Genomic DNA, 23,608 nt, shown 5'->3' on the forward strand with positions numbered 1-23,608 from the left:
AATGGTAGCCTGTTTTTTTGAATTCAATCAGTAAGCGGCAGAATGCTGATTAAAAGTTGAAGGCCGAATAAAAGGGTGGTAGGACGGAATATAAGGTTGAAGGCCGTATTAATAGGGAGATAGGAAAGAATAATAGGTTGAAGGCCGAAATAATAGGGAGATAGGACAGAATAAAAGGTTGAAGGACGAAATAATAGGGAGGTAGGACGAATAAATAGATTGAAGGTCGAAATAAAATGGAGATAGGACCGAACACTGGTTTTAGGACCAAATTTAAATGGTTTCTGGCCGATTGATCCAATTCTACATTGATTTTAGCCTGGAAAAGTAGAATCTCCTCCTTTTTAGTGGTTCAGGATAAATAAGGTGGATGGCGGCAAATGAAATTAAGGAATAATCATCTTCCTACCTTCATAGATTGATAATGGTATAGGTACCGTTTCCTGAAGCTGAAAGGAGGAGTTGTCTTGTCGCAAGAAAATGAATCGTATTTACGATTTTCTTTAGAGGAATCCGTTTGGTTCCAGAAGGGACAGGAAGTGGCTGAGCTCTATTCCATTTCCCTGGATCCGAATGTGACGATTCAAGAAAGTGATCAATATGTTTTTATACGAGGCTCGTTAGATTTATGCGGTGAATACAAAGACTCGCAAAATGGTGAGGAAGAGGAGTTTTCGCAGACCTTTTTGCCAAAATCCGTTCAAAAGGTCGAGAGGCATCCCAATGGACTTAATGAGTTCACACACCGTTTTCCGGTTGATATAACGATTCCGAATAATCGGATTGCCTCATTAGAGGAGATCGATGTCTCTATTCAAAGCTTTGATTATGCCCTGCCTGAGCTAAACTGTTTGAAATTGCAGGCGGATTTGTTGATAACCGGAATCTATAATGATTCATATGTGGAAGAACGGTTCGATACGGAGCAGGAAGTTGGGGAAACAGAGGGAGAAGAAACGGATAGGGAAAACGAGTCATACATTCCTTATGCGGCTGCAGTGCCGCCAATCCCGGATTTTCAGCCTGTTTTCCGTGATGAGCAGGAGGAAGAGTTATACACGCCTTTTTCTGCAGAGGCAAGGCGAGTATCTGAAGCGAACGAAGAAGAAGAAGAGGAACCAATCTATTTAAGCGATCAGCATAGTGCCCCAGTTTTTGAAATTCCCGTTTCACCATATCCTGAAGAGGAGGAGTGGGAAACGGAAGTGCACAGACAGGAAGATGCTGAAGCTGAAGAGGAAGAAGGGAATTTTATAAGTGATCAGCCTGACTCCACAGAGGAGGTACCTGTGTCATTCGTGGATGAGGAGAAACTGGAGGAAGATGTAAGCAGGCAGGATTCCATAGTGGAGACGGAGACTCCTAGAGTGACTTTGAAAGAAGAAGTGGTAGAAGAGCCTCATCAAGATAGCCCAGTTTCAAATCTTGAAACCGAGGACGTCATCCGGCAGGAAGAAAATGACGTTGTAACGGGACCTATCCTAAATGAACATGTGAAGGTGGAACAGGAAGAGGAGTCCAATTCATCCATAAGCGATTTATTCAAAAAGAGGGAAAGACCAGCGCCCCCAGCCAAGGAAGTCAAAAATTTCAAAGGCAGGAAACAAGCAGCTGAGCGTGATGATAAAGATACGGCTGATCATGATGAAAAGCAGATTTCCATCATGGATTTATTCGGACGGAAACAAGAAGAAGAACTGGTAAGGATGAAGGTTTGCATTGTCCAGCAAGGGGAAACGATTGATGACTTGGCTCAACGTTATGATGTTACGGTTCAATCCATACTTTTCAGCAATGAATTGGAGTCGAATCAAAACGTCCATGAAGGGCAAGTCATCTATATACCGAAGGCGGTTGCATATAAGAATTGACCAGGACAGAGAGCAGAGCATATGGTCTGCTCCTGTTTTTTACTAGGATAAAGTTGTTGAACGGCGTTAGAGCAGCCTGATTGGCCACTGGACTTTGGTGACTAGAGGAATCGGGTTGAGTTTTTTTAGAGAAAGTGAGTGAGTCTCGTGAGGGAAAACGAGAATCAGCAGCCTGCTAATCGGGATCTTGACACGGAAACCGTCTTGAAGGAATATGCCATGTATGTACAATACATTGAAGATTTCGGGCGTGTAAAAAAAGTATACACTGATCGCGGTACATTTGCCTTGAAATCGATTTTACCGCATAACGGCATTGATTTTATAAAAAATGTTCAAAAACTGTACCATCGCGGCTATAACCGGATCGTTCCCATTTATCAAACGATGGATCAGCGTTACGCCGTTCTTCATAATGGACGTTTGTATTACCTGATGCCCTGGTTGAATAATGAAGGGGACGGGGAGCGCGTTGAAAAGCATAAGCAAATGTTCAGGGAGCTTGCCCGGATGCATACGCTGTCCGTTAGGGAAATACAGGTGGATCCAGAGGAACGGGAAGCCCATTATGAGCGGACGCTTGATGCCTGGAATAATGAGAAGGACTTTATGGATGAGTATATTGTCAGCTGTGAAAAGAAGTGGTATATGTCTCCAGTCGAAATGACGGTTTGTTCTTTCTACACTGATATTTCACAGGCAATGAAGTACTCGATCAAGAAGTTTGAAACTTGGTATGAAAAAACGAAGGAAAGTGAAAAGGTTCGAACCGTTGTCACGCACGGAAAGGTCTCTTTGAAGCATTTCGTTTATGACGAACGCGGATATGGCTACTTCATCAATTTTGAGAATTCGAATACGGCACCGCCTCATTTCGATTTACTGCCATTTCTCGTTAAGTCGGCCAGGACCTATCCTGTCCAATGCGATGACTGCGTCGACTGGCTATATAACTATTTTCGTTATTTTCCGTTGAAAGAAGAAGAATTGCTGCTCATGCAAAGTTATCTGGCTTTCCCCGGATCAGCTTTGGAATTAGTGAAGGGTTATTCCGATGGCAGGGGACATCGTTCAGAGCTTGATAATGTTACTCAACTGCAGCGGCAATTTTGGCTCCTGAAGAATATTGAGTATATGGTGATGAAAATCGAAGAGATCGAACAGAAGAAAAAGGCGGCTGCCGAGGCTGCCAAAGAAGAGCAATCACCCCCAAGCTAAATATACATGATTGGATAATCTCCAGTCATGTATATTTTTTTGCTGTAAGGGAATAATTAAATCCATTCGAAATACAAAGACATGGCCAAGAAAATAAAGGCGATTAGCAGGAGCATATCGAAGAAAGTAGGGAAGATCAGCGTACGCAATCCTTGGAATACGACAAAGGGGATGATGAACTGCTGGCAAACACCCCTGAATTTTTTCATCCATGGCGGTAAAGTATAGGGGGTATATCTTCGCTTCATATTATTACCTTCCTTTTTAGGGCTTCTTATATTCTATGGGCTGGTAGTGGAAAAGGTGAAAAAACCGTCACATTCACTGTTCCTGGAGGATAAAATAAAGAAAATGGCCGGGCAGCGGGATCGAATGCATGTAATGGAATGTTTCCTAAAGAAAGAAAGCGAAAAGATGATTGACTGGAGCCCCATATTTTTTGTACTATATACTATATGCATTCAATGATTTTACATATGAATATAAATCAATGCAAAGACCGGAAATAGTAAGATGAAATGCACTTTTCAGAGAGGAAACCAATTGGTGCGAGGTTTCCAGGCAGCAGCATCCGAAGTCGTCCGCGAGCAGTTTTCGTGAAAGATCTTAAGTAGCGAAGGCCGGTGAAGAGCCGTTATCCGATTTGAGAGCCGAAAGAGATTTTTTACTTTTTCGGAAAAAAGGTGGCACCGCGAACAACTTCCTTCGTCCTTTTGTGATGATGGAAGTTTTTTTTATGCCTAAATAAGGAGGAAATGACATGGAAGAGAACCAAATTTCAATGCCGACTAAATATGATCCGCAGACGATAGAGAAAGGCCGCTACAAATGGTGGCTTGATGGGAAGTTTTTCGAAACGACGGGTGACGATAAAAAAGAACCATATACGATTGTCATCCCCCCGCCGAACGTGACTGGTAAGCTGCATCTAGGCCACGCATGGGATACGACACTTCAAGATATATTGACACGCATGAAAAGGATGCAAGGCTATGATGTTTTATGGTTGCCGGGCATGGATCATGCCGGTATCGCCACTCAAGCGAAAGTTGAACAGAAACTTCGTGCGGAAGGCGTGAGCCGTTATGACCTTGGACGTGAAAAGTTCGTGGAAGAGACATGGAAATGGAAAGAGCAATACGCGAGCCATATCCGTGAACAATGGTCAAAGCTGGGTCTTGGACTTGATTATACCCGTGAACGCTTCACTCTTGATGAAGGGCTTTCAAAAGCAGTGCGCGAAGTGTTCGTTTCGCTTTATAAGAAGGACTTGATTTATCGCGGTGAATACATCATCAACTGGGATCCATCAACGAAAACGGCGTTATCCGATATCGAGGTTATTTACAAAGATGTACAGGGCGCATTTTACCATTTGAAATATCCGTTAGTTGACGGATCAGGTGAAATTGAAATAGCCACCACCCGTCCGGAAACGATGCTTGGCGATACTGCGGTTGCTGTACATCCTGAAGATGATCGGTATAAACACTTGATCGGCAAAAAGGTTCGCTTGCCAATTACAGGCCGGGAAATCCCGATTGTCGGTGATGACTATGTCGATATGGAATTCGGTTCAGGCGCGGTTAAAATTACTCCTGCTCATGATCCGAATGACTTCGAAATCGGGAACCGTCACGATTTGGAGCGCATCCTTGTCATGCATGAAGATGGCTCAATGAATGAAAAGGCCGGTAAATATGAAGGCATGGACCGTTTTGAATGCCGTAAACAAATCGTCAAAGACCTTCAGGAAGAAGGAGTACTATTCAAAATCGAAGATCACCTTCACTCAGTCGGTCATTCAGAGAGAAGCGGTGCTGTTGTTGAACCATATCTATCGACTCAATGGTTCGTAAAAATGCAGCCTCTAGCTGATGCATCCGTTGATCTTCAAAAAGGATCCGATGAGGAAAAAGTTCATTTCGTACCGGATCGTTTCGAAAAAACGTATCTCCATTGGATGGAAAATATCCGCGACTGGTGCATTTCCCGTCAGCTTTGGTGGGGTCACCGCATTCCAGCCTGGTACCATAAAGAAACAGGTGAAGTGTATGTAGGACATGAGGAGCCTGCGGATGCTGAAAACTGGGAACAGGATACAGACGTTCTGGATACATGGTTCAGCTCGGCTTTATGGCCGTTCTCGACTATGGGTTGGCCTGACAAAGACAGCGTCGATTTCAAACGATACTACCCAACAGGAGCGCTAGTGACGGGCTATGATATCATTTTCTTCTGGGTTTCACGGATGATTTTCCAAGCACTTGAGTTCACGGGCGAACGTCCATTTGAAGATGTACTGATTCACGGTCTTGTTCGTGACGAACAAGGACGCAAGATGAGTAAATCGCTTGGTAACGGTGTCGATCCGATGGATGTCATCGATCAATACGGTGCCGATTCGCTGCGTTACTTCTTATCAACGGGCAGCTCACCAGGTCAGGACCTTCGTTACAGCACGGAAAAAGTGGAAGCGGTTTGGAACTTCTCCAACAAAATTTGGAACGCATCCCGTTTTGCATTAATGAACATGAATGGCATGACGTATGACGAAATCGATTTAAGCGGTGAAAAATCTGTAGCCGATAAATGGATTTTGACACGTTTGAACGAAACGATTTCAAACGTGACAAGACTCGCTGACCGTTATGAGTTCGGTGAAGTCGGCCGTGTGCTTTACAACTTCATTTGGGATGATTTCTGTGACTGGTATATTGAAATGGCGAAGCTTCCGTTATATGGCGAAGATGAAGCGGCTAAGAAAACGACGCGCTCGATCTTGGCTTATGTACTGGATAATACGATGAGATTGTTGCACCCGTTCATGCCATTCATTACCGAAGAAATCTGGCAGAACCTTCCGCATGAAGGTGAGTCGATCACTGTTGCCGCTTGGCCGGAAGTGAATGAAGGATTGACAGATACAGCTGCAGCCGAGGAAATGAAGCTGCTTGTTGAAATCATCCGCTCCGTCCGTAATATCCGTGCTGAGGTGAACACGCCGCTAAGCAAAAAAATCAATTTGATTTTAAAAGCGAAAGATGAGTCCATCTTAGAAACGTTACAGAAAAACAGCAGTTATATCGAGCGTTTCTGTAATCCTGAACAATTGACGATCGGTATCGAAGTCGAAGAACCTGCTCAAGCCATGACAGCTGTCGTAACTGGCGTAGAACTAATCCTTCCGCTGACAGGGCTGATCAATATCGACGAAGAAGTGAAACGTCTTGAAAAAGAACTCGACAAACTTAATAAAGAAGTTGAACGCGTACAGAAAAAATTAGGCAATGAGGGCTTCGTTAAAAAGGCGCCGGCAAGCGTCATTGAAGAAGAACGTGCCAAAGAAAAAGACTATAGCGAAAAACGCGACTCTGTGATCCACAGGATCAGCGAACTGAAACAACTGTAAAACAAAAGGATGAACCAGCTAATATGCCGGTTCATCCTTTTTTGTGTTGGACGACATTGATTCGAAAATCAAATGTTCCGTTAGGAGGATAGACTATCTTTTATGAATGTAAGGTACTCCGATACGATATTGATGTCACTTAGTGCACTTAATGTCCGGCTGCCGACGACATCCTCGATTTCGTTGAGCATGAGGCTGCCATCCTCGGCAAATATGAAATCGATCCCGACCAGACCGAAATCAAACGCTTCGATAACTCTTTCTACAAGGGCTAAATCGGAAGCGGTCAGCTCATATATGGAAGCCGATCCCCCTAGCGTATAATTTGCCTTGAAACTTGAAGCGGATTCCCTAAGTACAGCAGCCTTCACTTTTTTACCAACTACAAAAACGCGGATATCCTTTCCGAATAAGCCGGGTTTTTGGACAATCCAATTTCCGTCATTCAGTTCGGCCAAATCATCGGCATGCTCGATTAAATACACTTGTTTCCCGCCGCGGCCACGTGTTTCTTTAGCAATGAAAGGGAACTCCATGTCATCGGCATTCGGCTTTCCGTTGCAATATATGGTATCGGCCATTGGAATTCCCATCGAGGACAAATATTGATGCGTCCTTGCTTTGTCATTAGCGATTTCCGATACGAATGAGGAGTTAAAGCAGGCAATCCCCATTTGCTCCAGTTGCCTTGTTAGAAAAGGATCGATGGCCCGGACGATAGCAAAGTCTGGCAATACGATTGGCTGAGCTGTATGTTCCACGTACAATTCGTTGGAACGATGACCGATTCTAAGGTCTTCCCGATGGTAAAAGTGTAAATCAAGATCAAGCTTACTGGCTTCGTCAAGCATCCAATCTATGTATCCTTGATTTTTCACGGCATCCTCACGGTTATAAATCAACCAACCTGCTTGTTTTTTCATCAGATGCACTTCCCTTTCCTAATTTGTTCAAGATATAATCGAACATGCTATCAGCAATGTTGATGCCAGTACATTCATAAATATTTAGTAAATGCGAATTCGAATTCACTTCGCACAAAAGCGGACCCTCTTTACCGAACAACAAATCGACGCCAGCGAAGTCGGCACCTAGTATCTCCGCACAACGGATGGCAAGTTGTGCTTCTTCCCTAGTGGGTGTATAGGGGGCAGCCTGACCACCGGCAGTCATATTAGCTCGGAAGTCGTTCTCGGAATGGCGTTGCATCGCTGCTATGACTTGATTGCCGACGACATTCACACGAATATCCCGTCCTTTACTATGTTCGATGAATTCCTGAATGATAAATGGTTTGTGGCCAAGATTGCGGATGGTCTTTAGTAACTCATCCTCTGTTTGGATCAAATATACTTGTTCCCCAAAAGAACCGTATGCTTCCTTAACGATAAGTGGATACCCAAGTTCAATGCCGATTTGTATGAAGGCATCCATATTGACCCTTTCAATACCTTCGTACGTGAAAGGTGGAAACAAGGTTTTTGGCATCGGTATGCCATGACTGGCCAATGCTTGATGTGTTTTTGCTTTGCTGTCGCAAATATCGATTGCCGTACTGCTGTTATGTACGGGGATGCCGAGCAATTCCAAATGGCGTGCCAAATGAATGTCTTTATCCATGAACAGAACAAAATCAGGCAGCTTATCAAAGGCTCCTTTAATTAGCGGCACTCCTTTTTCGATTATGGGAATAAGATCTGAATTGCGGATAAGGGTTGCCGTGATTTCTTTCCTTTCAGCCGCCTCTTTAATGAACAAAGCTAAACTGGAAAACTTATCATGCTGTAAATAGCCGTTAACGACAATCCAACAGTGGAAATCTGAAGGTTTCATGGTAAAACACTACCTTTCATCTAGGTTAATCGTTCATATATTGATAAAATAATCTTAACGCATAAGAGCGGTATAAAGAAAGAGGAGGCTCAATGATTAATGGTAACAACCATGAAAGACATCAATTATTTTTTTGAACGGCGCCAAGTTCAATTTGGCATGAATTTTGGCCTATCACGGATGGAAACATTGTTAACTGAATTAGGTGACCCCCATAAGGAGCTAAAGTATATTCACATTGCAGGATCAAACGGGAAAGGATCAACCTTGCAATATATTAAAGAAATCCTTCTTGCTGAAGGGATCCGGGTCGCTTCCTTCACTTCACCATATTTAGTGCGGATGAATGAACAGCTGAAGATAAATGCGGATGAAATAAGTGATAAGGATTTTATCGCTGCCTTCCGCGCGCTGTGGCCGTTCATCCAAGAGATGGACAGTAAGGGGAATGGTCCCACTCAGTTTGAAATATTGACTGCGATGGCATTCTCTTATTTTAGCAAAAAGGAAGTGGATTTGGTTTTGATGGAAACAGGGCTTGGAGGCAGGCTCGATACAACGAATGTCATCCAGCCGTTTCTTTCGATCATTACCTCGATTTCTTTGGAGCATACGAGCATCCTGGGTAACACACTTGGGGAAATTGCTTCAGAGAAGGCAGGCATCATTAAAAGCGGGGCGCCGGTCATCAGCGGAGTCAACGCTAGGGAACCAGCAAAAGTAATCGAAGAAAAAGCATCTTCATTAGGCGTACCCCATTACCAATTAGGCAAAGACTTTCATGTAGGGAATGTGAAGCAAAGTGAGCAAGGACAAAGTTTCTCCTTTTCGCTTGCCGATAGGTCCATCGAAAATGTGGAAATGCAGATGTTGGGACGTCACCAAATCGAGAATGCGGCACTGGCCATTGCTGCTGTCCTAGTAGGAATGGAAAATATCGATGAAAAAAGCATCCTTAAAGGAATAGGGGAGGCGAAATGGGAGGGGCGTTTTGAAAAAATATCGGATGAGCCGTTGGTGATCATTGATGGTGCACATAATCCTGCCGGCATCGATGTATTGATGGAAACGCTAAAATTGAATTATCCTGAATATAAGTACCGGTTCATATTCAGTTCATTTAAAGATAAAAATTATTCCCAGATGCTTCGTGGACTGGAAACGGAAACGATTGAAATCATCATTACCGAATTCGAACATGAACGGGCGGCGGATGCGCAAACGCTTTATGAAGAATGTCGTCATGAAAATAAAACAATAAACAAGGATTGGCAGACGGCGATAAGGGAAGGCAGAAGAAAAACAGGGGAGAAAGAGGTTCTTGTCATAACAGGTTCCCTTCATTTCCTTTCACTTGTGAGGGGATTTCTATCTGAAAGATAAAAAATTCAAAGTGGATGATTGATGTGGTACCTCCATAGAGAATGCTTAATGGATAGATGGTGAACTGGTTATTTTTTCTTCTCCATATGCAGAGGCACGATTGGAATTGAACTAGTGATTAATTAACTTACATCAGTAACAGTCTCAAAAAAAGGACCTTTTCAATGGTCCTTTTCCCTTTTTAAGAAGGACAGCTCATTTCTATTTAACAGAGACTTCGAAAAAGAAAAAAACTCTAATAGAGTGATTGATAACAAAACACCACGTATATTTGTTAAAATATGTTTATATATTGATTCTGAATAGTAGTTTGGACTTAACGCCTTTAAGCAGAGCCGGTTAGGGAAAATAAAATATGGGAGGAATGAATAATCATGAAGAACCCAAATGATTATTACAAAGTCGCATATCCTGTGAAAGGAATGGGACATGACCTTAGAGATACAACGAAAGTGAATCGAATCCTCGTGCAATCTGTATAAATGATGGGTATCCATTTCTATCTCTTCGTCCTGGGCTTAATTTTAGGCTCATTCTTTAACGTCGTCGGTTTAAGTGTTCCAGCAAATAATCCATTTGCGAATCGTCGCTCCGCTTGCCCATCTTGTGGGCGTACATTGACCTTCTTCGAGTTGATACCGGTTATTTCTTATATGTTGCAAGACGGAAAATGCCGGGGCTGTAAAGCAAGGATTTCCCCCCTTTATCCGGTAGTGGAATTGCTGACCGGTGTTTTGTTTGCCTCAGCTCCCATATTTCTTGGCTGGTCGGGTGAACTCTGGGTTGCCTGGACATTGATTTCATTATTTATGATCATCTTGGTGTCTGATGTAGCCTATATGCTCATACCTGATATAATACTGCTTTTCTTTACGGTGATTTTTATGGTTTTAAGGGTTTCATTTCCGCTGTCACCCTGGTGGGATTCAATTTTCGGGGCAGCGGTTGGTTTTAGCCTTCTGCTATTAATCGCTGTTGTGAGTAAGGGGGGCATGGGTGGCGGTGATATTAAGCTCTTTGCAGTGATTGGCTTTGCATTGGGGATGAAGATGGTCCTGTTATCATTTCTTTTTGCGTGCTTTTATGGGGCATTCCTTGGCATCATCGGGTTGCTAACCGGAATTCTAAAAAAGAAAACGCTGATTCCTTTCGGTCCGTATATCGTTTTTGGGACATTGACTGCCTATTTTTGGGGCGACTCCATTTTATATTGGTATATAACTTTTCTAAGATGAGCTTAAAGGACCATCACAGTTCACGGGGAATTTGTCAAAAATCATCTGAACAATGGGGCAGTAGGGAACTATCCCCATGCGGCTGCAAGTGAAGGTGACATGGAAGAGGAATGCATGTAATTGTTGAGAGGCAATATTAAAATGTTATGAAACAGAAGCACCAGTACCTGGAAGGCCCTTTTGGTTAACGGGATATGAATAGGGAAATTTGACGAAACCTATTAATGACAAGACGACAAAAGTCTTGTTATTTTTTTTTACCTCTATGATAGGATGAAAAAAATGACCTGGAGGGGAGGAAAAAAATTGGGCAAGCCGGAACAAAGCAAGGGTGTAACGATTAAAATAAATGGGGAAGAAAAAGTATTTGCCGATAAAAAGATTGAAAGTCAAGAGGCTGCGAGTGAGGAGCAGGAACATCCAGATGAGAGTTTCGAATGGATACTCCCTGAGGATTCAAACGAGAACAAGATCGTATTGGTTCCCACACCTCCAAAGAAGAAAATGCCAAAGCTGATCGGTTTTGGTACGAGTTCGCTGAAAAGCTCGGATAAAAGACCGATCAAGACATTCATGATCGCCGTCATTTGTGCTGTTTTTTTTGGGTCGATTCTTGGCTTGATTGCCGTTAAAACGATTACAAAGGAAAAAGCCGCAGTATCTTCGGTCGAGACCACGATTCCAACGGAAGCCACTGTTGAGGATAAAAAAGCGGCAGTGAATGAACCAGGTACCCAGCTGAAGACATTCCTTGTACAGGGAGGTGTATTCAGCAGCGAGGATGCGGCAAGGCAAATACAAAAGAAAATCATTGAAAAGCAGGTTCCAGCTGAAATTTTCAAATTGGAAGACAGCTATTATTTATTCTTGGGATCGGCAGAGAGTCTAGTTGCAAGTAAGGAGCTGGCCTTGTTCTTAAAGTCCTATGATGTGGACGTATATTGGAAGGAAATCAATTTTGAAGCTGCTGGGACAAGCCAGGAAGATGAGAAAACCCTCGACAAGATGAAGGAAGTATATGCTTCATTGGCAGAAACATCTTCAACCAAGCTTCGTGGAAAGGAAGGGACGGTAAACGAAGAAACCCTGAAAAAAAACATGGATGAACTGAAGGCGGGGAAATTATCGCCGGAGTTTTCGAATTTGAACGATGACTTGACTGCTGCGGCAAAGTCGATTGACGAATATGAGACTTCCAAAAAGGAAGAAAAGCTATTCAAGGCTCAAGAAAGTCTTCTTGATTTTTTATTGAATTACCAAAACATATCGAGTTAAGTAAAGAAAAAGGGGAGCTGTCTAATGGGACAAGCTCCCTTTTTGAACTCTCAGGTGACACTTTTTTTATTTTCCGGGAAATACTTACAGATATTTGTCGATTCCTAGTAAACAATAATTGTGGATTGCACCATAATTTGATAGGATAGATATGTATCTCCCTATGTAAAGAAAGGTGACTTTTTTATTATGCAGCCATTGATTTTAGCTTCTTCATCACCACGTCGTAAAGAACTTCTACAATTTCTTCAAATCCCCTTTGAAAGCATGAATTCCAATGTCGATGAAAGTATTGATGAAAACATGTGTCCGGATGCTGCTGTGAAAGAGCTGGCCTCCCGTAAAGCGGAAGCCATCTCAGCAAAATTTCAGGAAAGCTGGGTTATCGGCTCGGATACCGTTGTTGTCCTTGATGGTGAGATATTGGGTAAACCGACAAGCCGGGCGGATGGAAAAAGAATGCTGGAAATGCTATCAGGACGGACACATGAAGTATACACTGGTGTCGCGATCCTATTCGGCAGGCATCGCAGAGTATTCGCAGAAAAAACGGAAGTGACATTTTGGGAGTTGCCAGATGCTGAAATCGAACGTTATCTGGATAGCGGTGAACCCTTTGACAAAGCTGGCGGCTATGGGATTCAAGGATACGGATCTCTTCTTGTCGAACAGATCAAAGGCGACTATTTCTCTGTCGTCGGGCTTCCGGTCTCAAGACTGGCCCGGGAACTTAAAGCGATGCAGGCAGACTTAGGATAATGGATTTCCTCTGGCATCTTCCCTTTTCTAAGGAAGGGTGGATCTTTTGAGTGAAAAAATGTTAATACGGGATTACCCGAAAGAAGAGAGGCCGCGCGAAAGGTTTCTGCAGGACGGACCGCAAAGTCTCTCCAATCAAGAATTGCTTGCACTGCTCTTGAGGACGGGATCGAGGGAAGAATCCGTTCTGCAACTATCCGGCAGGCTCATCAATTCCTTCAAGGGCCTGCGCCTGCTAAAAGAAGCTTCAGTGGAAGAACTGACCGTGATGAAAGGGATTGGTGAAGCGAAAGCGATTCAAATCCTGGCCTCTGTCGAACTTGGCAGGAGAATTAATAAATTGAATGATCAAGACCGTTATGTGATTCGATCTCCTGAAGATGGGGCCAATTATTGCATGGAAGAAATGCGGTTTTTGTCACAGGAACATTTCGTCTGTCTCTATTTAAATACGAAAAATCAAGTGCTACAAAAAACTACGGTCTTCATCGGCAGCCTCAATGCCTCAATCGTGCATCCGCGTGAGGTTTTTAAAGAAGCTTTCAGAAGGTCCGCTGCCTCTATCATCTGTCTTCATAACCACCCCTCCGGAGACCCCTCTCCCAGCAGAGAAGATATTGAAGTGACAAAAAGATTAGTCGAATGTGGTAAAATTATCGGGATCGAAGTATTGGACCATATCATTATCGGGGAGCATAAATATGTTAGTTTGAAGGAAAAAGGTTATTTATGACACTATCAAAATTTTTGACGATACGATATAATATTATTTATGATTTTTAAAAGAGGAAACTTTTTCAAAACTCTTATTGTCAAAAAACGACAAATTATTATTTGAACTTATAAAAAGGCATTTTTGTTTACGAAAGGGAGATACCATAATGTTTGGAATTGGCGCTAGAGATATAGGGATTGATTTAGGAACGGCGAATACGCTTGTATATGTAAAAGGAAAAGGGATTGCTGTACGTGAACCATCAGTTGTAGCTGTGCAAACAGATACAAAGCAAATCGTTGCAGTCGGAAACGATGCGAAAAACATGATTGGCCGTACACCTGGTAACGTGGTTGCCCTTCGCCCGATGAAGGATGGGGTAATTGCCGATTATGAAACGACGGCTACCATGATGAAGTACTATATGAAGGAAGCTCAAAAGAAGGGCGTATTCGGCAACAAGCCATATGTCATGATTTGTGTGCCTTCTGGAATTACGGCAGTTGAGCAGCGTGCTGTCATCGATGCAGCTAGACAAGCTGGAGCCCGTGATGCATACCCTATCGAAGAACCGTTTGCAGCAGCGATCGGGGCGGACCTTCCTGTTTGGGAACCTACAGGCAGCATGGTCGTTGATATCGGCGGAGGAACAACGGAAGTGGCAATCATTTCCCTTGGCGGAATCGTAACAAGCCAATCCATCCGTATTGCCGGTGACGAAATGGATGATGCCATCATCGTTTACATCCGTAAGAACTACAATTTGATGATCGGTGAGCGTACTGCTGAAGCGATTAAAATGGAAATTGGTTCTGCTGGAGACACGGAAGGCGTAGAAAACATGGAAATCCGCGGCCGTGACCTATTGACTGGATTACCGAAAACGATCGAAATTACTGCTGAGGAAATATCCAAAGCATTAAGCGACACAGTTTCCGCAATTGTGGATTCCGTGAAAAACACTTTAGAGAAAACACCACCTGAATTAGCCGCTGACATCATGGACAGAGGTATTGTATTGACAGGCGGGGGTGCTTTGCTGCGCAATTTGGATAAAGTCATCAGTGAAGAAACGCAAATGCCGGTGATCATCGCTGAAAATCCGTTGGATTGTGTTGCAATCGGAACGGGTAAAGCGTTGGACCACATTCATTTGTTCAAGACTAAATCAAGAGATTCCCGATAAGCATTACTTCTCAAATAGGGCCGGCTCAACAAAAGGTGCAATTTTGAGCCGGTTTTTCTTATGTTTTGCTGTTTAATTTAACAGTTTTTTGGTCTGGATGAACAAGATAATTAAGTAAATTTTAGACCATTGAGTGAATTTTAGACCATTGAGTAAATTTTTAGACCATGGAGTAAATTTTTAGATAGAGGTGCAATTATCATGCCACAGTTTTTTAATAAAAAGCTCCTTCTCTTGCTCGTTAGTATTATCGTTCTCGTGGCATTGATCGGTTTTTCATTAAGAGAAAGAGAAGAGTTGACATGGCCGGAGCAATTCCTGAAAGATACGACAGGCTGGGTCGGAAATGTGTTTAATAAGCCGGTATCGGGTATAACAGGTTTTGTAGGGGGCTTAAAAGACCTTCAACATACATACGATGAAAACAAAAAATTGAAAGCCCGCTTGGATGAATATGTATTATTGAAAACCCAAGTCCAAGATTTAAAAGAAGAAAATGAAGAACTTCGCGATAACCTCAAAAAAGAAGATGACCTGCGGAAGTATTCGCCCACTCAGGCGACGGTCATCGGACGTAATCCTGACCGCTGGCATGAAATGCTGACGATTAATAAAGGGAAGCGTAATGGGGTAGAAAAAAATATGGCTGTCATCACTGCCAATGGATTAGTGGGTAAGGTAAAATCCGCGACGGATTTCACCGCTTCGGTTCAACTCTTAAGTTCGATCGATAAAGCCAATCGTGTCTCAGCCATTGTTCAAGGCGATGATAAAGCATATGGCTTGATTGAAGGATTCGATGATAAGAAGAACCTTTTGCTGATGAAACGTATTCCTTACGATAAAAAGATCAAGAAAAATTCATTGGTCATCACATCCGGTTATGGAGGGATCTTTCCGAAAGGTCTGCTGATCGGGAAGGTTGTCGATGTCAAAGTGGATCAATATGGGTTGAACCAGACCGCATATATTGAACCTTCGACGGATTTTTATGATATTAACAATGTTATGGTCGTTCAGCGCGAAGTGGACGGTGCACCGGAAGAAAGTGAAGGGGAGGATGAAGCTGAGTGAAATATTTCATCCTTTCTTTTATAGCCTTGGTTTTTTTTGTTTTTGAAAGCATCTTCGCCCAGATGTTCGCTGGAGATGCATTCGGGGCAGATAAAATCCTCGTGCCCCATTTCATGATGGTTTTCGTTTTTTTCCTGACCATGTTCGGGTCCAGGAAAATGGGTATGCTTTATGGAGCAATTCTTGGGTTGACCTATGATGTCGTATATACGGAAATCCTTGGGACTTACATGTTCCTGCTGCCTTTTCTTGCCTATCTGATATCGAAATGCATGAAAATCCTGCAAAATAATATATTGATTGCCTGCCTTACTGCGTTTTTATTCACGGCAGTTTTAGAGGTTGTCATCTTTCAGATGAATATCATCCTATCTTTTGCAGATATGGGATTTGGTGAATTTGCGGAACGAAGATTGCTGCCGACATTATTATTGAATCTCGCATTCATTATTATCAGCTGCTATCCTTTAAAGAGAATGATTGAAATGCTTGATTTACAAGGAGAAACGGAATAACGTTCCTGTGTCTTAAGAAGCAGGAGGAAATGTATTTTCTCTTTTCCGTGTACGTAGAAAAAGGAAATTTGTTTTCCTATGTCGAATTATATTTCATTGAGGTGAAACAAACGTCATGAATAAAAGAATTCAGCAAAATGTCATGATTAAGGGAACAAAAGACGGGTTTATGCTTCATCTCGATGATTCTTGCTCATTTTCCGAGTTATTGAAAGAGTTAGAAGTGAAGCTTTCGGCAAACTATCAGTTTCAAGAAAATGACCCGTCCATTTCCGTTAAAGTACATACAGGGAACCGCTATCTTGATGAACAACAAGAAGAAAAGATTAAAGAGGTCATCCATAAAAAGAAGAAGCTTTTCGTAGATGAGATGATTTCGAATGTCCTGACGAAGGATGAAGCGAAACGATGGAAAGATGAAAACCAAGTGACGACCGTGACCAAGGTGATAAGGTCAGGACAGGTTTTTGAAGTTCCCGGAGACTTACTGCTAATAGGGGATGTCAATCCCGACGGAACGGTTCGTGCGGGTGGCAACATATATATCATGGGACAGCTAAAAGGAATAGCCCATGCCGGATATAAAGGGAATAATGAGGCCATTATAGCTGCCTCTGTCATGAAGCCTGCCCAGCTGCGCATTGCCGGACAAGTGAATTTATCTCCTGACCAATATACGAAATGGGGACATGACTTGGAATGTGCCTTCATGGATGAAGAAGAAAATATCATAATAGAAAAACTGCAAGTCTTAAAGAAATATAGACCTAATTTAAATAGATTAGAAGGGGGTCTCTAATCGTGGGAGAGGCAATAGTTATAACATCCGGTAAGGGTGGTGTCGGGAAAACGACCACCTCCGCCAATTTAGGAACATCTTTAGCTCTTCTAGGCAAAAAGGTTTGCTTGATTGATACGGATATTGGTCTTCGGAACTTGGATGTGATCATGGGATTGGAAAATCGCATCATCTATGATTTGGTCGATGTGGTCGAAGGGCGCTGTAAGATACACCAAGCGCTTATTAAAGATAAACATTTCGAGGATTTGCTTTATTTGCTTCCAGCTCCACAAAATAGTGATAAATCAGCGGTGGATGAAGAACAGATGAGGAAACTCATAAGTGATATGAAGCCTGACTATGATTATATCATCATTGATTGCCCTGCAGGCATTGAACAGGGCTTCAGGAATGCCATAGCTGGGGCAGACAAAGCGATCATCGTTACGACTGCAGAGAGACCGGCTGTCAGGGATGCAGACCGTATCATTGGCCTGCTTGAAAAAGAAGAGCATATTGAACCGCCTCAATTGATCATCAACCGGATACGTGGCCATTTGCTTCATGAGGATGAAGAAATGGATATCGATGGAGTTGCCGATTTTCTTAAAATTGATTTGATCGGCGTCATTCCTGATGATGACCAAGTCATTGTGGCAGCGAATAAAAAGGAACCCATTGCCTATAATCCGGACAATAGAGTCTCGCTTGCCTATCGGAACATTGCCAGGAGGATCCTTGGTGAATCTGTACCCTTGACTCCAATTGGCGGCGAACCTAAAGGCTTCATGTCCAAATTGAAAAAATTCTTTAGCGTGCGGTAAATCTATATTTCATATTAAGAAGCGGGAGCACTTGATGCCCTCGCTTTTTTTTATGCTGAACATGTAAAATAAAAAAGGCAAGCCATATCCTGGCTTGCCTTATCCATATGCTGAAATCCAACGGGTTATCCGCGTCTTCCGCCTCTGCCGCCGCGTTTTGATTCGGTGCTGCGTTTAAGAGTCGATAAATTTTCTTCACTAGTCTTTAAAAAGCGAACCATTTTATCTTCGAAATTTTCCTTTGGTTGGAAATTACCTTTTGAACGAAAATCTTTAGAACGGCTATCCCCTTGGCGTGGTGGGCGTTTGGTATAAGAAGAGGTTTGCCCTTCGGGTCTATCTATAGCCTTTTTGATGGACAAGGCAGTTTTTCCGTCTTTCTCACTAATCACTTTTACTTCAATTTGGTCGCCTACTTTAAGATGGTCATTTACGTCTTTTACATAGCTATCTGCTACCTCACTGATATGCACAAGACCTGTTGAGCCTCCTGGTAATTCTACGAATGCTCCAAAATTAGTGATACCTGTTACTTTACCTTGTACTTTGCTGCCTATTTCGATTGACATAAAAAAATGTTCCCCCTCAATAATGTTAAAACCACTTTATTATAACAAATTCAGGGGAACAATATCAATTGGATTTTTCCCCAATTATTCGTTTTTCTGAATCGATGCCCAAATCACCATGGGAATTCATAAGTTTCTGGTTAATTTTTCATCAAAAAAATATTTTTCTGTCAATAAAAATTCAGGGGTGTGCAGAAAGAAATTCTTTTCTCCGGCATAGTCTGGACAAGATACTCATACGTTGTAATATAGCGCTTTGACATGAGCAGGGGGGAGATCTGGAATGGATGATCGCAGGAAAGATATCCGTAATCGTATCGCCAAGAGACGTAAGTTTAAGGATAATCCGGCAGGAAGCAGTAGTTGGACGGAGATCAATAATGAGGAACCATATGGGATTGATTCATATAATGGGTATTCCGAGAAAGATCATCCGCTCTTCAAGAAAGAATATTTTTTCTTTAAAATCCTTGCCAGTGTATGCCTGTTCCTGATTATCGCGGTGATGTTCAAACACCCTTCTGTGCGGCTCGACCCTGCCAGAAGTTTTGTCACGGAGAACATGAACAAGGAATTTCAGTTCGCTTCAATCTCCAATTGGTACGAAAGTGCATTTGGTAAACCAATCGCTTTCTTACCGAATGAAGCCGGTACGGAAACTGTCGAATCGGGTGAAGGCTATGCAATGCCAGCATCTGCGAAGATTACCCAAACTTTCGAAACGAACGGTGAGGGTATCATATTGGAAACGAGCAAAGGCTCGAAGGTCGAGGCAGTCAATGAAGGGGTAGTCATTTTTGCCGGTGAAAAGGAGGGGATTGGAAAGACGGTCGTCATTCAGCATGCCAACAAAAGTGAATCTTGGTATGGGCAGCTGGAAGAGATTGATGTGAAATTGTATGAGTTCGTTAAAAAGGGCAATGAAGTCGGACAGGTTACAGTAAGTGAAGATGGATCCAAGGGCAGATTTTATCTAGCGATAAAAGAAAATGACGCTTTCGTCGATCCTAAAAAGGTGATTTCCTTTGAGTGAATATGGGAAATTACTGTTTAAAGTCAGGGTGCACCCGACATTGTGGTTTGTCATTGGAATTGCCATCCTCACTGCTCATTTCGTTGAAGTGATGATGCTTCTGCTCATCGTCTTCATTCATGAGATGGGGCATGCCGTTTGTGCCCAGCACTTCAAATGGCGGATAAAGTCAATTCAGCTGCTTCCTTTTGGAGGCGCTGTCGAGACGGAGGAGTATGGTAATAAGAGTTTGAAGGAGGATTTGGCGGTGGTGCTTGCCGGTCCGCTTCAACATGTTTGGCTCATTGGTGCAGCTTTTTTGCTCTATTTCTTTTCTATTATTCCCTATGAGCTGTATCAGCCCTTTTTGTATATGAATCTTATGCTGTTGGTTTTTAATTTGCTGCCTATTTGGCCCTTGGACGGGGGACGGCTGCTATTCATCGGTGTTTCCCTATACTGCACCTTTCTAGAAGCGCAGAAACACACACTTCATTTTTCTGCAGTATTCGCTTCCCTGGCTTTTTTGACCTGGATCATTCTTGATCCGCTCAACTTGAACATCTGGCTCATCATCTTTTTCATAAGTCTCTCACTCGTCATGGAATGGCGGCAGCGGTATTATGCGTTTATCCGATTTCTTTTGCAGCGCCATTACGGGCATACGAATGATTTGGCGAAACTGAAGCCGATCTCGGTAGATTCACAAGAACCGATTTATAAAGTGCTGGAACTGTTCCAACGCGGATGTAAACACCCCGTCATCATCACGAAAAACGGGAAAGAGAGCGGTTCGTTGGATGAAACGGAGATCCTGCATGCCTATTTTTCCGAAAAAATGACAAACGGGAAAATCGGCGACCTATTATATTCTTATTAAATATGTTATCCTTTCTTCAAATTGAGGAGAGGATTTTTTTTGATGAAAAAGATGATCGCGAACCTAGCTTCACGCGAAAAAAGAGTGGCCGTACTTGAGAATGGTGTTTTACGTAAACTTGAAATCATGCCGCCCCACCAGCGCAGTACGGTCGGTAATATTTATCTTGGGAAAGTGACGAAGGTGTTACCGGGTATGGATGCCGTCTTCATTGATTATGGTGCAGAGAAGAATGGTTTTTTACACCGTGACGAGATTCCCTCTTTCCAGCTGACAAAAAAAAGCGATGGGAAAGCATCCATCGGTCAATATGTCCGTCAAGGAGAAAAGCTGCTCGTTCAGGTGACCCGGGATGAAACGGGCACAAAAGGAGCTAAATTGACAGGGCTGATCGAATTTTCAACGGATTCCCTCGTATACATACATGGAATGGATTATGTTGGCGTTTCAAAGAAATTCAAAAACGATGAATTGCATCAGCGGTGGCGGGAAACGGCCTTGCAATATAAAAAGCCTGATGAGGGATTGATTGTCCGCACCTCGATGGAGAACGAAAGCGAAACGGTCTTCCTGGACAGGTTAACCATATTGCGGGAGCTCTTTAAAGGACTTGAACTAAAGGCTGCGTCGGTCAAGGCCCCGACCCTTCTCTATGAGAGGGACACATACCTCGACATGATCATTTCTGAAATGTCGGGAACGGCTACCGGAGAACTTGCCATCGATGATTTCAAGGCCTATCAGGAATTGAAAAAATGGGTACAGGAAAACGGTAAGGAGTGGGAAATATCCCATGAATCGGGTAAGAATATTTTTTCCGAATGGAATGTGGAAGCGCAAGTGGAGAAACTGGCCAAGAAAATTGTCTGGCTTGATAATGGTGGATATTTAATTTTTGAAGAAACGGAAGCTTTCACCGTAATCGATGTCAATTCAGGTAAGTTCACCGGTAAGGTGGCGAAGGAAGCAACATTGTTTGCGGTGAATCAGGCTGCTGCGAAAGAGGTCGCCCGTCAATTGAGATTGAGGAACATCAGCGGGATCATCTTGGTAGATTTCATCAATATGGACCAATCGCGACATGCACAAGAAATCATCGACATCGTCAAAAAGGAAGTGGCGAGGGATGAGAAGCGGGTCCAGGTCATCGGCTTTACGGAACTGGGGATTTTACAAATGACGAGAAAGCGAACGTCCCCGTCTTTAAGTGAAATGATGACGGTGCCTTGCCCTGTGTGCAGTGGAAGCGGTAAAATCGAGAGCCCTGAAACGGTGGCTTTCCGGTTGGAACGTGACTTGCTGGAACACCGGAAGACTGATGATGAAGCGGTCTGGGTGGAGGTCAGTAAGGCGGTGGCGGACGTGCTGCTTGGTGAAAAGGAATCATACCGGCCGACACTGGAGGATTTGATCGCTAAAAAGTTATTTCTATCTTTAATCCCCGGTTCCAGTAATACCTATTCCATCAAGCGTTTCGGGAGCATTCAGGAAATCGGGCGGGCTTTCGAATGAAGGACGGGAATTCTTACAAATATATTGACAGCCATTCCAGTTTCATGTTAGGATTTTAATGTTATGTTTGTAGCACCCGTGCTACAACCGCTCAACAACAGGTCATAAGCTTTTGCCTTTCTGGTAAAACGCCTGTGATTGGCGAGTCTGAGACATTTAAGGAGGTGCAAGTATGTACGCAATTATCGAAACTGGCGGTAAACAAATTAAAGTAGCAGCTGGCGAAGCGGTTTACATTGAAAAATTAAACGCAGAAGCAGGCGAAACTGTTACATTTGACAAAGTTTTATTCGTAGGTGGCGAAGACGTGAAAGTCGGTGCTCCACTAGTTGAAGGCGCTACTGTAACAGGTACTGTCGAAAAACAAGGTAAGCAAAAGAAAATCACTGTTTTCAAATACAAAGCGAAGAAAAACAATCGTAAAAAACAAGGTCATCGTCAACCATACACAAAAGTTGTTATCGAAGCAATCAACGCGTAAGGGCTGATTCTAGATGATTAAAGTTGTCTTTGACGCTCCGCAGGAACGGATTACTTCGTTCACTTTAAGCGGACATGCTAATTTTGCTAAAAAAGGTTCTGATATCGTTTGTGCAGGTGTATCGGCTGTTTCCTTCGGGGCAGTCAATGCGATCATGTCCTTAACGGACGTGGAGCCTGAGATTGAGCAAGGGAGGGAAGGCGGCTATCTTCGCTGCGTCATTCCGGGGAATCTTTCGCCGGAATCGGAAGAGAAGGTTCAGCTCCTTTTGAACAGTATGCTCATATCGTTGCAAACCATCGAACGTGATTATGGTAAATACATGAAAATTATCCTCAACCAATAGGAGGTGGAACAAATGTTAAGATTAAATCTTCAGTTCTTCGCTTCGAAAAAAGGAGTAGGTTCTACAAAGAACGGACGTGACTCAATCTCTAAGCGTCTTGGCGCTAAACGTGCAGATGGTCAATTCGTTTCTGGTGGTTCTATCCTTTACCGTCAACGCGGAACAAAAATCTATCCTGGTGAGAACGTAGGCCGTGGTGGAGACGATACTCTATACGCTAAAGTAGACGGTGTTGTTAAATTCGAACGTTTCGGACGTGACCGTAAAAAAGTAAGCGTATATCCAGTAGCACAAGAAGCATAATTGGCATCTTTGAACAGAGGCTGACTCAAAAGGGTCTGATTCCTTCTACGAAACACTATATACCGCGTCATTTTTAATAATGGTATGTGATATAGTGAAGAAGGGGTCCGGCCCTTTATTTATACTATAGGAACGATAAATAACCAGCATTTTGCAGGAGACTTTAGTCATTAGTATAAGGAAAACAACCTCTGACTTAAAAAAGGCTCGCCAATCGGCGGGCTTTCTTAAACTTTCAGGGGGGAAATCCAAGATTACTCTTCCATCCCATTTGGTTAAACCAAATAGACAGTCCACTTCAACTATAATATCTCCAATTGGTGCATAAAAAAGGCCCATTCTCTTTTTTAGTTCAAATGGCTCTACCATCGTCCAAAGAACTCAGGGTGTGTGGCTGTATTTTTTGGACGGGGGCTTTCATGTG

23 protein-coding genes and 2 other annotated features are annotated in these 23,608 nt (G+C 43.0%); of the genes, 19 read left to right on the top strand and 4 right to left on the bottom strand.

Annotation, left to right across the window (positions count from 1 at the left end; translation table 11 throughout):
- Positions 1-467: 467 nt before the first annotated feature.
- Positions 468-1,871, top strand: a complete 1,404-nt coding sequence (locus QUF86_RS13710) for a LysM peptidoglycan-binding domain-containing protein (RefSeq protein ID WP_289334642.1) — start codon at positions 468-470, stop codon at positions 1,869-1,871.
- A 147-nt stretch (positions 1,872-2,018) separates the two neighbouring features.
- Positions 2,019-3,089, top strand: coding sequence for a spore coat protein YsxE (gene ysxE, locus QUF86_RS13715; protein ID WP_289318323.1), 1,071 nt, complete (start codon positions 2,019-2,021; stop codon positions 3,087-3,089).
- Between the two features lie 56 nt (positions 3,090-3,145).
- Here ysxE and QUF86_RS13720 read toward each other — a convergent pair whose 3' ends face one another.
- Positions 3,146-3,337: a hypothetical protein gene (locus QUF86_RS13720; RefSeq protein WP_289315471.1), complete on the bottom strand. Its 192-nt coding sequence runs from the start codon at positions 3,335-3,337 to the stop codon at positions 3,146-3,148.
- Between the two features lie 238 nt (positions 3,338-3,575).
- Positions 3,576-3,805, top strand: a binding site (T-box leader).
- 44 nt (positions 3,806-3,849) lie between these two features.
- Here QUF86_RS13720 and QUF86_RS13725 point away from each other — a divergent pair.
- On the top strand, positions 3,850-6,501 hold the full coding sequence (locus tag QUF86_RS13725) for a valine--tRNA ligase (RefSeq protein ID WP_289315472.1): 2,652 nt from the start codon (positions 3,850-3,852) through the stop codon (positions 6,499-6,501).
- Positions 6,502-6,581: 80 nt separating this feature from the next.
- On the opposite strand, the gene QUF86_RS13730 is transcribed toward QUF86_RS13725, so the two are convergent.
- The gene (locus tag QUF86_RS13730; protein ID WP_289334644.1) at positions 6,582-7,424 is read right to left on the bottom strand and encodes an ATP-grasp domain-containing protein; all 843 of its coding nucleotides are present in this window, start codon (positions 7,422-7,424) and stop codon (positions 6,582-6,584) included.
- Entirely contained in the window at positions 7,393-8,334 is a 942-nt protein-coding gene (locus QUF86_RS13735; protein WP_289315474.1) for an ATP-grasp domain-containing protein, read from the bottom strand. Before QUF86_RS13735 ends, QUF86_RS13730 begins: the two co-directional genes overlap by 32 nt.
- Positions 8,335-8,433: 99 nt before the next feature.
- On the opposite strand from QUF86_RS13735, the gene QUF86_RS13740 reads away from it, so the two are divergent.
- From QUF86_RS13740 to minD, 10 genes are all read left to right on the top strand, one after another.
- Positions 8,434-9,717: a bifunctional folylpolyglutamate synthase/dihydrofolate synthase gene (locus tag QUF86_RS13740; RefSeq protein ID WP_289334646.1), complete on the top strand. Its 1,284-nt coding sequence runs from the start codon at positions 8,434-8,436 to the stop codon at positions 9,715-9,717.
- Positions 9,718-10,199: 482 nt separating this feature from the next.
- Positions 10,200-10,952: a prepilin peptidase gene (locus QUF86_RS13745; protein WP_289334647.1), complete on the top strand. Its 753-nt coding sequence runs from the start codon at positions 10,200-10,202 to the stop codon at positions 10,950-10,952.
- A gap of 306 nt (positions 10,953-11,258) precedes the next feature.
- Positions 11,259-12,227, top strand: a complete 969-nt coding sequence (locus tag QUF86_RS13750; RefSeq protein WP_289334648.1) for a hypothetical protein — start codon at positions 11,259-11,261, stop codon at positions 12,225-12,227.
- Between the two features lie 189 nt (positions 12,228-12,416).
- Positions 12,417-12,986, top strand: coding sequence for a Maf family protein (locus QUF86_RS13755; RefSeq protein WP_289315478.1), 570 nt, complete (start codon positions 12,417-12,419; stop codon positions 12,984-12,986).
- Between the two features lie 58 nt (positions 12,987-13,044).
- The gene (radC, locus tag QUF86_RS13760) at positions 13,045-13,719 is read left to right on the top strand and encodes a RadC family protein (RefSeq protein WP_289318324.1); all 675 of its coding nucleotides are present in this window, start codon (positions 13,045-13,047) and stop codon (positions 13,717-13,719) included.
- Between the two features lie 148 nt (positions 13,720-13,867).
- Positions 13,868-14,887 carry a rod shape-determining protein gene (locus QUF86_RS13765; RefSeq protein WP_034308871.1) on the top strand — a complete coding sequence of 340 codons (1,020 nt, stop codon included), beginning with the start codon at positions 13,868-13,870 and terminating at the stop codon, positions 14,885-14,887.
- A 201-nt stretch (positions 14,888-15,088) separates the two neighbouring features.
- The gene (gene mreC / locus QUF86_RS13770; RefSeq protein ID WP_289334649.1) at positions 15,089-15,961 is read left to right on the top strand and encodes a rod shape-determining protein MreC; all 873 of its coding nucleotides are present in this window, start codon (positions 15,089-15,091) and stop codon (positions 15,959-15,961) included.
- The gene (gene mreD / locus QUF86_RS13775; protein ID WP_289315480.1) at positions 15,958-16,476 is read left to right on the top strand and encodes a rod shape-determining protein MreD; all 519 of its coding nucleotides are present in this window, start codon (positions 15,958-15,960) and stop codon (positions 16,474-16,476) included. The genes mreC and mreD overlap by 4 nt, the downstream gene beginning before the upstream one ends.
- A 115-nt stretch (positions 16,477-16,591) precedes the next feature.
- Positions 16,592-17,275, top strand: a complete 684-nt coding sequence (minC, locus tag QUF86_RS13780) for a septum site-determining protein MinC (protein WP_063232834.1) — start codon at positions 16,592-16,594, stop codon at positions 17,273-17,275.
- A 2-nt stretch (positions 17,276-17,277) separates the two neighbouring features.
- Entirely contained in the window at positions 17,278-18,081 is an 804-nt protein-coding gene (gene minD / locus QUF86_RS13785; protein ID WP_289315481.1) for a septum site-determining protein MinD, read from the top strand.
- 125 nt (positions 18,082-18,206) lie between these two features.
- Here minD and QUF86_RS13790 read toward each other — a convergent pair whose 3' ends face one another.
- On the bottom strand, positions 18,207-18,650 hold the full coding sequence (locus tag QUF86_RS13790; RefSeq protein ID WP_034308861.1) for a S1 domain-containing RNA-binding protein: 444 nt from the start codon (positions 18,648-18,650) through the stop codon (positions 18,207-18,209).
- A 283-nt stretch (positions 18,651-18,933) separates the two neighbouring features.
- On the opposite strand from QUF86_RS13790, the gene QUF86_RS13795 reads away from it, so the two are divergent.
- From QUF86_RS13795 to rpmA, 6 genes are all read left to right on the top strand, one after another.
- Entirely contained in the window at positions 18,934-19,683 is a 750-nt protein-coding gene (locus tag QUF86_RS13795) for a M23 family metallopeptidase (protein WP_289334650.1), read from the top strand.
- Entirely contained in the window at positions 19,676-20,542 is an 867-nt protein-coding gene (locus QUF86_RS13800; protein WP_289334651.1) for a M50 family metallopeptidase, read from the top strand. The genes QUF86_RS13795 and QUF86_RS13800 overlap by 8 nt, the downstream gene beginning before the upstream one ends.
- A 42-nt stretch (positions 20,543-20,584) precedes the next feature.
- Entirely contained in the window at positions 20,585-22,054 is a 1,470-nt protein-coding gene (locus tag QUF86_RS13805; RefSeq protein ID WP_289336228.1) for an Rne/Rng family ribonuclease, read from the top strand.
- Between the two features lie 75 nt (positions 22,055-22,129).
- Positions 22,130-22,213: a sequence feature (ribosomal protein L21 leader region), on the top strand.
- Positions 22,214-22,226: 13 nt separating this feature from the next.
- The gene (gene rplU, locus QUF86_RS13810) at positions 22,227-22,535 is read left to right on the top strand and encodes a 50S ribosomal protein L21 (protein WP_034308849.1); all 309 of its coding nucleotides are present in this window, start codon (positions 22,227-22,229) and stop codon (positions 22,533-22,535) included.
- A gap of 13 nt (positions 22,536-22,548) precedes the next feature.
- Positions 22,549-22,881, top strand: coding sequence for a ribosomal-processing cysteine protease Prp (locus QUF86_RS13815; RefSeq protein WP_061464244.1), 333 nt, complete (start codon positions 22,549-22,551; stop codon positions 22,879-22,881).
- A gap of 12 nt (positions 22,882-22,893) precedes the next feature.
- Complete coding sequence (rpmA, locus tag QUF86_RS13820) at positions 22,894-23,184, top strand: 50S ribosomal protein L27 (RefSeq protein ID WP_061143474.1); 291 nt, start codon at positions 22,894-22,896, stop codon at positions 23,182-23,184.
- Positions 23,185-23,608: the final 424 nt, after the last annotated feature.

It is taken from the genome of Peribacillus sp. NJ11, assembly GCF_030348405.1.
GTDB lineage: Bacteria > Bacillota > Bacilli > Bacillales > DSM-1321 > Peribacillus.